Origin of the sequence: Rhodococcus koreensis, assembly GCF_900105905.1 — a bacterium.
GTDB classification, from domain to species: Bacteria; Actinomycetota; Actinomycetes; order Mycobacteriales; family Mycobacteriaceae; genus Rhodococcus_F; species Rhodococcus_F koreensis.
Window position 1 is genome coordinate 7,790,577 of sequence record NZ_FNSV01000005.1, and the last position, 13,682, is coordinate 7,804,258.

10 protein-coding genes are annotated in these 13,682 nt (G+C 68.1%); 5 read left to right on the top strand and 5 right to left on the bottom strand.

The window, feature by feature from the left end; genetic code table 11:
- Positions 1-61: 61 nt before the first annotated feature.
- The 3 genes from BLV94_RS39980 (at position 62) to BLV94_RS39990 (ending at position 2,726) form a co-directional block, all read left to right on the top strand.
- Positions 62-1,255 carry an acetyl-CoA C-acetyltransferase gene (locus BLV94_RS39980; RefSeq protein ID WP_072946978.1) on the top strand — a complete coding sequence of 398 codons (1,194 nt, stop codon included), beginning with the start codon at positions 62-64 and terminating at the stop codon, positions 1,253-1,255.
- Positions 1,256-1,318: 63 nt separating this feature from the next.
- Entirely contained in the window at positions 1,319-1,690 is a 372-nt protein-coding gene (locus tag BLV94_RS39985) for a DUF3817 domain-containing protein (RefSeq protein WP_072946980.1), read from the top strand.
- A 118-nt stretch (positions 1,691-1,808) separates the two neighbouring features.
- Entirely contained in the window at positions 1,809-2,726 is a 918-nt protein-coding gene (locus BLV94_RS39990) for a tetratricopeptide repeat protein (RefSeq protein ID WP_072947100.1), read from the top strand.
- Between the two features lie 54 nt (positions 2,727-2,780).
- On the opposite strand, the gene BLV94_RS39995 is transcribed toward BLV94_RS39990, so the two are convergent.
- Positions 2,781-3,302, bottom strand: coding sequence for an MFS transporter (locus BLV94_RS39995; protein WP_255315020.1), 522 nt, complete (start codon positions 3,300-3,302; stop codon positions 2,781-2,783).
- A 35-nt stretch (positions 3,303-3,337) separates the two neighbouring features.
- Here BLV94_RS39995 and BLV94_RS40000 point away from each other — a divergent pair, with 35 nt between their 5' ends.
- Positions 3,338-4,480, top strand: a complete 1,143-nt coding sequence (locus BLV94_RS40000) for an RNA-guided endonuclease InsQ/TnpB family protein (RefSeq protein ID WP_072946982.1) — start codon at positions 3,338-3,340, stop codon at positions 4,478-4,480.
- Positions 4,481-4,548: 68 nt separating this feature from the next.
- On the opposite strand, the gene BLV94_RS52235 is transcribed toward BLV94_RS40000, so the two are convergent.
- From BLV94_RS52235 to BLV94_RS40020, 4 genes are all read right to left on the bottom strand, one after another.
- Entirely contained in the window at positions 4,549-4,839 is a 291-nt protein-coding gene (locus BLV94_RS52235) for a hypothetical protein (protein WP_072946984.1), read from the bottom strand.
- 375 nt (positions 4,840-5,214) lie between these two features.
- Entirely contained in the window at positions 5,215-6,636 is a 1,422-nt protein-coding gene (locus tag BLV94_RS40010) for a neutral zinc metallopeptidase (RefSeq protein ID WP_083395819.1), read from the bottom strand.
- Between the two features lie 46 nt (positions 6,637-6,682).
- Entirely contained in the window at positions 6,683-8,881 is a 2,199-nt protein-coding gene (gene glgB, locus BLV94_RS40015) for a 1,4-alpha-glucan branching protein GlgB (RefSeq protein ID WP_072946986.1), read from the bottom strand.
- Positions 8,881-10,899 carry an alpha-1,4-glucan--maltose-1-phosphate maltosyltransferase gene (locus BLV94_RS40020; RefSeq protein WP_072946988.1) on the bottom strand — a complete coding sequence of 673 codons (2,019 nt, stop codon included), beginning with the start codon at positions 10,897-10,899 and terminating at the stop codon, positions 8,881-8,883. Before BLV94_RS40020 ends, glgB begins: the two co-directional genes overlap by 1 nt.
- Positions 10,900-11,059: 160 nt before the next feature.
- Between BLV94_RS40020 and glgP the strand changes: the two genes are divergently transcribed.
- Positions 11,060-13,657: an alpha-glucan family phosphorylase gene (gene glgP / locus BLV94_RS40025; RefSeq protein WP_072946990.1), complete on the top strand. Its 2,598-nt coding sequence runs from the start codon at positions 11,060-11,062 to the stop codon at positions 13,655-13,657.
- The last annotated feature ends 25 nt before the right edge of the window (positions 13,658-13,682 follow it).

Genomic DNA, 13,682 nt, shown 5'->3' on the forward strand with positions numbered 1-13,682 from the left:
CTCGTCGGGATGTGACTTCCGTCGCCCGGCACCCGCCCATTCGTCTCACGCGGAGGAAATCGTGACCAGTTCTGTGATCGTCGCCGGAGCCCGGACCCCGATGGGCCGGTTGCTGGGTTCGTTGAAGGATGTGTCGGGTTCCGATCTGGGTGGGGTGGCGATTCGCGGTGCACTGGAGAAGGCGGGCGTCGCCCCCGAACAGGTCGAGTACGTGATCATGGGCCAGGTGCTCACGGCGGGGGCCGGTCAGATCCCGGCGCGGCAGGCCGCCGTGGCCGCCGGGATCGGGATGGACGTGCCTGCGCTGACGATCAACAAGGTGTGCCTGTCGGGGATCGACGCGATCGCGTTGGCGGATCAGCTGATCCGGGCCGGCGAGTTCGACGTCGTCGTCGCCGGCGGCCAGGAGTCGATGTCGCGTGCCCCGCACCTGCTGGAGAAGTCGCGGGAGGGGTTCAAGTACGGCGACGTCACGATGCGCGACCACATGGCGTTCGACGGGTTGTACGACATCTTCACCGATCAGGCGATGGGCAGCCTGACGGAGGCGAAGAACGCGGAGGACGGGCAGCGGATCAGCCGTGAGGAGCAGGATGCGTTCGCGGCAGCGTCGCACCAGAAGGCGGCGCGCGCCTGGAAGGACGGTGTCTTCGACGACGAGGTCGTGCCGGTTCCGGTGCCGCAGCGCAAGGGCGATCCCGTGCTCGTCGGCTCCGACGAGGGCGTGCGGGGCGATACGACCGCCGAGTCGCTGGCCAGGTTGCGGCCGGCGTTCAGCAAGGACGGCACCGTCACCGCCGGGTCGGCGTCGCAGATCTCGGACGGCGCGGCCGCCGTCGTCGTGATGAGCAAGGCGAAGGCTCAGGAACTGGGGCTGTCCTGGATTGCGGAGATCGGGGCGCACGGGGTAGTGGCGGGCCCGGATTCGACGCTGCAGTCCCAGCCGGCGCGGGCCATCGCGAAGGCGTGCGCCAAGGAAGGGATCGCCCCGAAGGACCTGGACCTGGTGGAGATCAACGAGGCCTTCGCTGCGGTCGGGATCGCGTCGACGCGGGAGCTGGGCCTGGATCCGGAAATCGTGAACGTCAACGGCGGCGCGATCGCGATGGGGCATCCGCTGGGGATGTCGGGTGCGCGGATCGCACTGCATCTGGCACTCGAGTTGCGCCGTCGCGGCGGCGGCGTGGGCGCGGCGGCACTGTGCGGTGGAGGCGGTCAGGGTGACGCCCTGATCGTCCGCGTCCCCAAGTCTTGACAGACGATGGTCCGTGGTGGTGTGCCTCACACCACTACGGACTGTCGTAGATGGTCGGGCACAATGGTCGGCATGGCGAACGTCTTCGATCTCAGCACCACGGCCAAGCGCTTCCGATTTGTCGCAATTCTGGAGGCATTCACCTGGCTCGGCCTCCTCATCGGCATGGCCTTCAAGTACCTGCCCGCCGACGGCAACGAGATCGGCGTGAAGATCTTCGGCCCGATCCACGGCGGCGTCTTCGTGCTGTACCTGCTCGTCTCGCTGTGGACCGCGCGCAAGCTGAGCTGGAACCTGGTCACCGTCTTCTGGGCGCTCGTCGCCAGCGTCCCGCCGTTCGGCACCGTCGTGTTCGAGGTCTGGGCGGCCCGCACCGGCCGCATGGCCGAACTGTCCCGGACCAGCGAGGCGAAGAGCGAACCGTCGCTCGTCTGACCGAGTCCGCGGTAGGCACGGCCCGCATTCCGGCGCACGCTCGAATCGTGACAAACTGGTGGACGTGACTCGACCAGGTTCTCGTCCGTCAGCGCGTTCCTCAGCAGTGGCCGCAGCCATGAGCGGAGCAGTCGATCTCTCCGCCCTCAAGGAGCGTGCGGCCGCTCCGCCCCCGCCTGCGCCCGCACCCTCCGGGGACGGCGCCGCCCCGGCCGCCCCCGGCGGCACCGGCCTCGCATCCGTCATCGAGGTCACCGAGGCGACGTTCGAGGCGGAGGTCCTCGTCCGGTCCCAGCAGGTCCCGGTCGTCGTGGACCTGTGGGCCACCTGGTGCGAGCCGTGTAAACAACTCTCACCCCTGCTCGAGAAGCTGGCACACGAGGCCGGTGGCACCTGGGTGCTCGCCAAGGTCGACGTCGATGCCAACCCGCGCATCGCGCAGGCTTTCGGTGTCCAGTCCGTCCCGACCGTCGTCGCCATCGCCGGCGGTCAACCGCTCGCCGACTTCCAGGGCGCGCAGCCCGAACCGCAACTGCGTCAGTGGCTCGCCGCCGTCCAGCAGGCGACCGCCGGAAAACTGTCCGGGCCGCCTGCCGGCAACGGCGACGCGGACGAGCCCGAGCCGGAGGACCCGCGTTTCGTCGCGGCCGAGGCGGCGCTCGACGAGGGCGACCTGGCCGCAGCCGAAGCCGAGTTCCAGAAGATCCTCGACGCGGAACCGGACAACGCGGAGGCGCAGGGCGCGATCCGCCAGGTACGTTTCCTCGCCCGCGTGCAGTCCGTCGATCCCGGTGCCGTCGCCGCGGCGGACGCCGCCCCCGCCGACATCGACGCCCAATTGCAGGCGGCGGACGTGGAGCTCTACTCCCAGGCGCCCGACGCGGCGTTCGCCCGCCTCATCGGTGTCGTCGCCCGCAGCGCCGGCGACGACAAGACCCGGGTTCGGACCCGTCTGCTGGAGTTGTTCGAACTGTTCGACCCGGCCGAGCCGGTCGTCATGACCGCGCGCCGGAAACTCGCCGCGGCACTGTACTGACGAGGAACCGGGGTGAGTGCTTTCGGCGCTCACCCCGGTCACCCCCGACGGCGATCAGCTGCGAACGCGCTCCACCCGTCCGACCAGAAGGACGTAGGACGCGATTCCGATCGCGGTCACCACGGTCATGTAGACGAATCCCGGAGCGAAACTGTCCTCGGTGACGAGCAACCCGATGACGATGGGCGTGGCGATCGACGACAGGTTGCCGATGAAGTTGAACATCCCGCCGGTCAGCCCGAGCAGCCGTTCCGGTGCGAGTGCCGACACCAGCGACCACGTGATCGACGCGAGTCCGTTGCCGAAGAAGGCGATGGACAGGAACACGATCACCATCGCGGTCGAGTCGGTGAAGTTCGCGCCGATCATCGCGACGGTCAAGAGCAGTCCGACGATGATCGGACCCTTCCGGGCGACTCCGAGAGAGACCCCCTTGCGCAGCAGGAAGTCCGAGAACACCCCGGAGAACAGCACACCGACGAGCGCCGCGACGAACGGCAGCGACGCGAGGAATCCGGACTTGTTCCGCGAGTCTCTCGGCGCAAACCCGGGTCCTTCAGGTCCGGGATGGCCGATCTGGTTTGTCGGACCGTGTGGCTAGTGTCTGGGTTATGGCGGGGAGGGTGGTGAAGCGGGCGTTCAAGTACCGTTTCTATCCGACTGCGGTGCAGGCGGAACAGCTTGCTCGGACGTTCGGGTGCACCCGGTATGTCTACAACCGGGCGTTGGCCGAGCGGTCGCGTGCCTGGTCGCAGGAGCAGCGACGGGTCACCTACGCGGACACCTCGAAGATGCTCACCGGATGGAAACGAGACACCGAGACCGAGTGGTTGGCGGAGCCATCGAAGGGGCCGTTGCAGGAGGCGCTGCGGCAGTTGCAGGGTGCGTTCGAGAAGTTCTGGCGCAAGCAGGCCGGCTACCCGCAGTTCAAGAGGAAGGGGCGGTCGAAGGATTCGGCGACCTACTACTCGAACTGCTTCACCTACCGGGGTGGGCAGGTCCGGTTGGCCAAGCAGGCCGAACCCTTGGATATTCGGTGGTCGAGGCCGCTGCCGGAGGGGGCTGTGCCGTCGCAGGTGACGGTGTCGCGCAATGCTCGCGGTCAGTACCACATCTCGATTCTCGTCGAGGACACGATCACCGAACTCGAGCCGTCCGATCGGGTGGTCGGGCTCGATGCCGGGATCACGAGCCTCTACACGCTCTCGACGGGGGAGAAGATCACCAACCCGCGCCACGAGCGCGCGGACCGTGCGCGGTTGGTGAAGGCGCAACGGATGCTGGCCAAGAAGGAGAAGGGATCGCGTAATCGGGCCAAGGCCCGACTGAAGGTCGCGAAGATTCATGGTCGGATCGCTGATCGGCGTCGCGATTATCTGCACAAACTTTCCACTCGGCTGGTGCGCGAAAATCAAGTGATCGCCATCGAGGATCTGAGTGTGCGGAACATGGTGAAGATTCGGTCGTTGTCTCGGGCGATCTCGGATGCGGGTTGGTCGGAGTTCCGGTCGATGCTCGAGTACAAGGCCGACTGGTACGGGCGGCGGGTGGTGGCGGTCGACCGGTTCTATCCGTCGTCGAAGACCTGCTCGGTGTGCGGGGAGGTCGCGTCGACGATGCCGCTGGACGTGCGGGAGTGGGCGTGCCGGTGCGGCGTCGTCCATGATCGGGATGTGAACGCGGCGAGGAATATTTTGGCCGTCGGACTGGCGGTGGCAGCCTGCGGAGACGGTGTGAGACCGCCTCGCACATAAAGTGCGGGGCGGCGACTGTCGGTGAAACAGGAACCTCGGGACGCGAGTCTCGGGGGAATCTCGGTCGTTCACGGCCGAGAGGAAGTCAAGTAATCCATGCCCCGGTAAATCAACGAGGTAGGTGGGAACCAGGTGACGAAGAACCACCGCGTCGACGTGAGCCAGAACTGCCCCAGGTATATTCCCCACAGCTTGTGCCGGCCGAGGACGGTGGCGACATCGTTCCGGGTCACCTCCGGACGCTCGCGTTCCTCCTCCACGAGGTCGACGTGCCAGGACAAGCACGGACTGCAACCATGAGAGAAGGAAGGGAGCAGGGCCAGTTCGATGAACTGTCCGGAGGTGTAGAAACCGATCACGATCGTACGTTCATGCTCGGGTACCAGGCCGTCGCGACCCGGCTGTTGATCGGGATACGCGGGCGCCCCCGAACACGCCGACCAGCAGTCGCAACGCGATGAGCGCCACGAGGCCGCCGATGACCCCATGCACGCGGTCGCGATCGAGCAGAGGATGAGGGCAGGCGGGGCAGAGCAGTCTCGGGGGAATCCGGTCGACGAGCCATCCACCGGGAATCTGCAGCGCTGCATACGTCCAGCCGAAGGCCGACAGCAGAAGTCCCCAGTCCGTACATGCCCGACGAGCGGATGCGCGGCCTCGTGCCGGTCGTGTGCCGGGCCGCCGGACGGATCTCCGCGGCGCTCGGCTATCGGGAGATCTGAGCCGGCGACCGGTCAGCGGTACCGGCCCTCGCAGGCCTGCTCGCCTCCGAGCACGCCGGTGCGGAAGGCGTCGACCCGGGAGAACCCGCTCGGCACGGTCTCCCCGTTCACGTCACTGGCGGCGAGTCCGTCGGTGAGCAGTCCCGAGACCGCCTCGTCGAGGTCGCCGGGGGACAACCACACGCTGCCCTCCGCCAGGGTGGCCGGACTGGCCGGGCTCAGCGCGCTGGTGATGACACCGGACAGGCAGGCGGCCCGCAGCGCGGTCTGCGGTGAGTGCAGATCGTCGCCCCGGTCCCGCTGCAACGCCAGGGTGTACCGCGAGGCGAGCAGGACGTACGCGTTGTAGTCGCCGGTGAGCTTGGTCTGGAACAGTTCACGACGGCCCGGGCGTCCCGGTGTGCCGCGTTCGGCGAGGGCGTCGACACTGACCCCGATCGTGTTGGTGGCCGGGCAGTACGACACCGGTTCCGTCACGTCGGCGTCCGCGCAGTCGAGGTCGGCGCCGTCGAGTTGCAGCGTGGGCGGATCGCTGAGATCGAAGATCTGCTGGAACGACGTGAAGAACGCCTCGACGGACTCGTCGGTGACGGGAAGTTCGCCGTCGTCGGTGTCGTCGGCGAAGCGCTGCGGCAGATCCGCGCGCCGCGAGTCGATCTCCTTCTCGTCGATGCGCGTGCACGCTGCCGGTCCGTCCGTGAATCCGATCTGGGTGGCGGTGACTCGTTCGAACGCCGAGCCGTGCACGTTGTCCGGATCGTTCGGGTCGGTGTCACCGATCGCCACTGCCGACGCCAGTACCTTGTTGAGGCCGTCCGACGTGTTCAGCGTGAAATGGGGCGCCTTGTCTTCCGCGATGTGCCGCATGAATGCCCCCGCGAAACAGTCGGCCTGCTGTTCCCGCACGATGCCGCCGCCCACGTTCTCGTCGGCGATTCCCGCCTTCGTCTGGACGGCGTGCCCGTACTCGTGGGCCAGCACGAAGACGGCGGCGACGATGCCGAACTTCTCCACGACCTCCGGCAGCAGCAGCGCGCGGTCCCAGCCGATGGTGTGGTCGGTGCTGCAGTAGCCGGCGTTGAGGAGTTCCTTGGTGCTGTCTCCGCAGAACCGGGGGCCGTCGGAATCCCGCGGATCCCAGGAGATCAGCTCCTCCACCGGCTCGAACGTGCGCTGGAACAGTGCCGGGAACTCGGTGCGCCAGTAACTCTCGATGTCGCTCACCGCGTTGGCCGCCATCGTGTCGATCTCACCGCCGTCGGTGCCGGTGACGGGGAGGTCGGCGGCGGGCGCGCCCTTGCGGGCACCGCTCGGACCCGACGTGGCGTCGAGGCCCGCCACCTTGAACGGATCGTCGTAGATGGACGCGGCCTCACCGTCCACCGAACGCGTGCACCCCGACAGTACGACCGCAGTCGCGGCCAGAACGCTCACGCTCGCAGCCCACAGCCGACGTCGGGTCAGCAAGGCCGTGCCTTCATCAACGCTCCAGACTCATCCAGATCGCTCCGTTCGCGGGCAGTGCCACCTCCGCGGAGGCGGGACGGCCGTGCCACGGCTGCGAAGTTGCCGTCACCGCACCGAGATTTCCCCAACCCGATCCTGCGTAGACCTCGGCGTCGGTGTTGAGAATTTCACGCCATTCGCCCCGTTCTGGCAAGCCCACACGATAATTCGCGTGCGCGGAACCCGAGAAATTGAACAGGCACGCCAGAATCGACCCGTCGGTGCCGTAACGCAGGAAGCTCAGGACGTTGTTCGCCGTGTCGTTGGCGTCGATCCAGGAGAACCCACCCGGTGACGTGTCGAGCGTCCACAACGCCGGGTGCTCGCGGTACGTGGCGTTGAGGTCGTGGACGAGCCGGAGCAGACCGCGGTGGAAGCCGCCCGTATACGGGTCGTCGAGCTGATACCAGTCGAGTCCGCGTTCCTCGGACCACTCCGCGGTCTGCCCGAACTCCTGACCCATGAACAGCAGTTGCTTGCCGGGGTGCGACCACATGTACGCCAGCAGGGCCCGCACGCCGGCGGCCTTCGACCAGTCGTCGCCGGGCATCCGCGTCCACAGCGTGCCCTTCCCGTGCACCACCTCGTCGTGGCTGATGGGGAGCAGATAGTTCTCGCTCCACGCGTACATCAGGGAGAACGTGATCTCGTGATGGTGATAGCTGCGGTGGACGGGATCGTGCGCCAGGAACCCGAGGGTGTCGTGCATCCACCCCATGTTCCATTTCATGTTGAACCCGAGTCCGCCGACGTTGGTCGCGCGGGTGACACCCGGCCACGCCGTCGATTCCTCGGCGATGGTGACGACCCCGCGGTGCTGCTTGTGGACCGTGGCGTTGGTCTCCTGCAGAAACGCGACCGCCTCCAGGTTCTCCCGGCCGCCGTGGATGTTCGGTGTCCAGCCGCCCTCCGGCCGCGAATAGTCGAGGTACAGCATCGACGCGACCGCGTCGACGCGCAGACCGTCCACATGGAACTCGTCGAGCCAGTACAGCGCATTGGCGACGAGGAAGTTGCGGACCTCGCGACGCCCGAAATCGAACACGTACGTTCCCCAGTCGAGTTGCTCGCCGCGCTGGGGATCGCTGTGCTCGTAGAGCGGTGTGCCGTCGAACCGGGCCAGCGCCCACTCGTCCTTGGGGAAGTGGGCAGGCACCCAGTCGACGATGACGCCGATGCCGGCGGCGTGCAGGTGGTCGACGAACCACCGGAAGTCGTCGGGCGAGCCGAACCGTGAGGTGGGCGCGTAGTACGACGTCACCTGATATCCCCAGGACCCGCCGAACGGGTGCTCGGCGACCGGCAGCAGTTCGACGTGCGTGAACCCCGTCTCCGTGACGTGGGCGGCGAGTTGCTCGGCCATCTCGCGGTAGTTCAGCCCCGGTCGCCACGAACCGAGGTGCACCTCGTACACGCTCATCGGGGACTGCGCGGGCTCGGTGGCCGCCCGCTGCGCCAGCCACTCGGCGTCGTTCCATTCGTACGTGCTCACCGACACCCGGGACGCGGTCGCGGGAGGGACCTCCGTCGCGAAGGCCATGGGGTCGGCCTTGTCGCGCACACTGCCGTCGGGGCCGTGGACCCGGAACTTGTACAGGTCGCCGACCTCGATACCGGGGACGAACAACTCCCACACCCCCGTCGACCCGAGCACCCGCATCGGGAAGTTCCGGCCGCTCCACCCGTCGAAATCGCCGATCACGCTCACCCCGCGGGCATTGGGCGCCCACACGGCGAACGACGTGCCGGTGACGGTGCCGTCGGGGGTGTCGTAGCGGCGGCGGTGCGCGCCGAGGATCTCCCACAGCCGCTCGTGCCTGCCCTCACCGAACAGGTGCAGGTCGAGTTCGCCGAGCGTCGGCAGGAACCGGTAGCCGTCGGCGGAGACGTCGTTGTGACCACCCGGCCACGTCGTGGACAGCCGGTAGTCCATCAGGTCCCGGTACGGCACCAGCGCGCCCCACACACCGTGCGCGAGGTGTTCCAGCGAGAAACTCGTCCCACCGATGACGGCGTCGACGGCCTCGGCGTAGGGGCGCAGCGCGCGGATCACCGTGCCCTCGGGATGTGGGTGCGCGCCCAGGATCGAGTGCGGGTTGTGGTGCTCGCCCCGGGCCAGCAGGTCGAGGTCGGCGGCGTCGGGTGCGATGGCGACAGGCGGTTCGACGGTCACTATGTACCTCCGCGGTAGGCCAGCTTCGTTCTGGCCGGATAGGGAATCGACGGTAATGCCAGGATATGGGCCACGGCCCGCCACGGTTCGAGGCGCACGAAGTTGGTCTGCCCCCAGTGATACTGCTCCCCGGTGACCTCGTCGAGCACGGTCAGGTGGTCGTGCCAGTCGCGGCCGAGCGCCGGCATGTCCAGCCACACGTTGCCCTGCTCGGCGCCGTACGGGTTGAGATTGATCACCGTCAGCACGGCGTCGCCGGTGGTGGCGTCGAACTTGGAGTACGCGATCAGGGCGTCGTTGTCGACGTGGTGGAAATGGATGTTGCGCAACTGCTGCAGCGCCGGATGCTGCCTGCGGATCCGGTTGAGCGCGGTGATCCACGGTTCCAGGGACTCGCCGCGGGCGGCCGCTCCCTCGAAGTCACGGGGACGCAGCTGGTACTTCTCCGAGTCGAGGTACTCCTCACTGCCCGGACGCACCGGAACATGTTCGTACAGTTCGTAACCCGAGTACACGCCCCACGTGGGCGACAGGGTCGCCGCCAGCGCGGCGCGCAGCGCGAACATTCCCGGACCGCCGGTCTGCAGGCTCTCGTGCAGGATGTCCGGGGTGTTGACGAAGAGGTTGGGGCGCGCCTCGTCGGCCTTGGCGGCGATCTCCTTGCCGAACTCCGTCAACTCCCACTTGGCCGTCCGCCACGTGAAATACGTGTAGGACTGCGTGAACCCGCGGCGGGCGAGACCGTACAGTCGTGCCGGACGGGTGAACGCCTCGGACAGGAACAGGACGTCCGGATCCGACTTCTTGACCTCGGCGATCAGCCACTCCCAGAAGTCCGCCGGTTTGGTGTGCGGGTTGTCGACCCGGAAGATCTTGACGCCCGCCGCAACCCAGTGCCGCACGACCCGCAGGACCTCCGCGTAGATGCCGTCGCGGTCGTCGTCGAAGTTGACCGGGTAGATGTCCTGATACTTCTTCGGCGGGTTCTCGGCGTAGGCGATGGTGCCGTCGGGAAGGACGGTGAACCATTCCGGGTGCTTCTTCGCCCAGGGATGGTCCGGTGCGGCCTGCAGGGCCAGGTCGATCGCCACCTCCAGGTTCAGCTTCCGGGCGGCGGCGATGAACGCCTTGAAATCGCGCAGCGTCCCGAGCTCGGGATGGATGGCGTCGTGGCCGCCCTCGTCCGAGCCGATCGCCCACGGCGAACCGACGTCCTCGGGGCCCGGGGTCAGCGTGTTGTTGGGGCCCTTCCGGTTGATCTTTCCCACCGGGTGGATGGGTGGCAGGTACACCACGTCGAAACCCATCGACGCGATCCGGGGAAGCGCCGCCGCGGACGTCGCGAACGTGCCGTGCCGGGGCCTGCCGTTCTCGTCCCGGCCGCCGGTGGATCGCGGGAAGAACTCGTACCACGACCCGAACAGCGCCCGCGTGCGATCGACGAGCACGGTGTGCGCCTCGCTCTTCGTGACCAGTTCGCGCAGCGGATGCGCGCGCAGCAGTTCGGTCACGTCCGATCCGAACGCCGGAGCCACCCGCTCGGAGAGGTGACGGTCGGAACGCAGCGACGCCGCGACCCCGGTCAGTCGTGAACGGTCCCCGCGGGGGACGCCCTTCGCGGCACGCTCGAACAACCGTGCACCGATCTCGAGGTCGTTGGCCAGTTCGGCCGAACCCTGTCCCACCGCGAGCTTCGCCTCGACCGCGTGCTTCCACGTGGTGACCGGATCGCTCCAGGCCTCGATCCGGAACGTCCAGAGACCCTCGCCGGTCGGGGTGAAGGAACCGTCGACCGTGTCGGGCACCGGACCGCTGGTCATGGGAATCCGGAACGTCGCCGAGCCGCCCGACGAAGCACTGCGCGGCCCCCGCACCGCCAGTGTGGCGGCCACGGCATCGTGACCTTCGCGCCACACGGTTGCCCGGACGGGAAACACCTCACCCACAACGGCCTTGGCGGGAAAGCGGCCGCACCCGACGTTCGGTTCCACGTCGTCGATTCCGAGTCGACCTGTCACACTGGGCTCCGTTCCATAGCCGGAAGTTGCCGGCGGCTCGTGGGCTGGGCCGCCCGTTCAACCGTAGTGGAGTCGACCGGTTCCTGTCCGTATTGGAGATCTGACGCGCACCCGGCCCGACACGGCGCGACGACGCCCGCAGTGCGTTATCGTTCGCGAGGTGAAAGCCTTGCGTCGGTTCACTGTCCGAGCCCACCTTCCGGAGCGGCTCGCTGCCCTCGGTCCGCTGTCCACCAATCTTCGCTGGTCGTGGCATCCGGCCACGCAGGAACTGTTCGGATTGCTGGACGAGGACCTGTGGCGGCAGGTGCAGTTCGACCCGGTCCGGATGCTCGGTGAGGTCGATCCCGCCCGCCTGGACGAACTGGCCGAGGACGTCGCGTTCCTGGCCCGGCTCGACGCCGCGGCCGCCGACCTCGACGACTACCTGTCCCGGCCCCGCTGGTACCAGAACCAGCAGGCCAAGGGAGTGTCGCTGGACGGCGGGATCGCATATTTCTCAATGGAGTTCGGGGTCAGCGAAGTGCTGCCCAACTACTCCGGCGGCCTCGGAATTCTCGCCGGCGACCACCTGAAGGCGGCATCCGATCTGGGACTGCCGCTGATCGGTGTCGGGTTGTTGTACCGCTCGGGATACTTCCGGCAGTCGCTGACCGCGGACGGCTGGCAGGCCGAGCACTACCCGCCGCACGACCCGCAGGGCCTGCCGCTGCGCCTGCTCACCGAGTCCGGGCCGCAGTCGTCCGACGGGGCGCCCGTCCTCGTGCACGTCGCGGTACCCGGCGGGCGGGTGCTGCGCGCCCGCGTGTGGATCGCCCAGGTGGGGCGCGTCCCGCTGCTGCTGCTCGACTCCGACATCGCGGAGAACGACGCCGAGATGCGGGGCGTCACCGACCGCCTGTACGGCGGCGACCAGGACCACCGCATCAAACAGGAGATCCTCGCCGGCATCGGCGGCGTCCGCGCGGTGCGCGCCTACACCCACGCCTACGGCCTGCCCGATCCCGCCGTCTTCCACATGAACGAAGGTCATGCCGGTTTCCTCGGCATCGAGCGGATCCGCGAACTGGTCACCACCGGCGGGCTCGACTTCGACGAGGCGCTGGCCACGGTCCGCGCCGGCACCGTCTTCACGACCCACACCCCCGTTCCCGCGGGAATCGACCGGTTCCCGGCCGACCTCGTGCGGCACTACTTCGGCGGCGACAACGGGGCGAACGAATCGTCCCTGCTGCCGGGGCTGACGATCGACCGGATCCTCGGACTCGGCCGCGAATCGGATCCGTCCGTGTTCAACATGGCCCACATGGGCCTGCGTCTCGGGCAGCGAGCGAACGGTGTGTCCAAGCTGCACGGCATCGTCAGCCGGGAGATGTTCCAGCCGCTGTGGCAGGGCTTCGACGCCGGAGAGGTGCCGATCGGCTCGGTCACCAACGGTGTCCACGCGCCCACCTGGGCCGCACCCGAATGGATCGATCTCGCCACCCGCATCCTCGGCCCCGAACTGGTCGAGGAGGCCCGCGGCTGGGAGCGGCTGCAGGATCTGTCCGCCGAGGAACTGTGGGCGACCCGCAACGCGCTGCGCGGAAAACTCGTCGAGGAGGTGCGCCGGCGGGTCCGGGCGTCCTGGATCGAACGCGGCGCGACGTCCGCCGAACTCGGCTGGACGAACGAGGTGTTCGACCCGAACGTGCTCACCGTCGGCTTCGCCCGGCGCGTGCCCACCTACAAGCGTCTGACGCTGATGCTGCGCGACCCCGAACGGCTGCGGGCACTGCTCCTCGACGAGGAGCGTCCGGTACAGCTCGTGGTCGCCGGGAAGAGTCACCCCGCCGACGACGGCGGCAAAGCCCTCATCCAGCAGGTCGTGCGGTTCGCCGACGCCGCCGACGTCCGGCACCGCATCACCTTCCTCCCCGACTACGACATGTCGATGGCGCGGTACCTCTACTGGGGTTGCGACGTGTGGCTCAACAACCCGCTGCGCCCGCTCGAAGCGTGCGGCACGTCGGGGATGAAGTCGGCGCTCAACGGCGGACTGAACCTGTCGATCCGCGACGGCTGGTGGGACGAGATGTTCGACGGCGAGAACGGCTGGGCCATCCCGACCGCGGACGGCGTCGTCGACGAGACCCGGCGCGACGACCTCGAGGCCAGCGCGCTGTACGAACTGCTCGAGCGCGCCGTCCTGCCGAGGTTCTACGACCGCGCGGACGGACTGCCGGTGCGCTGGGTGGAGATGGTGCGTCACACGCTGCAGAATCTGGGCCCCAAGGTGCTCGCGTCGCGGATGGTGCGCGACTACGCCGTCCAGTACTACGCGCCCGCGGCCGCATCGGCTCGGACGGTGGCGGCGGCGAACTTTGCCGGCGCCCGCGAACTCGCCGCGTTCCGTCGACGCGTCGAGGCGGCATGGCCTGCGGTGACGGTCCTGCAGGTCGACGGCGCGGGGCTGCCCGACACCCCCGAGATCGGAGCGAATCTGGTGCTCCGCGCCCGTATCCGCCTCGGTGAACTGTCCGTCGACGACGTCACCGTGCAGGCCGTGATCGGCAAGGCCGGACCGGACGAGGAGCTCACCGACATCGTCACGGTCCCGATGACGCACTCGGCGTCGGACGAGTCGGGGGAGTTGTTCGTCGCCGACCTGGCGCTGCCGCTGTCCGGCTCGGTCGGGTACACGGTGCGGGTGCTTCCGCACCACGATCTGCTCGTCGATCCGTCGGAACTGGGCCTGGTGACGGTGCCGAACCCCTGACCGGCTCCACTGCGCCGGCCCGGGT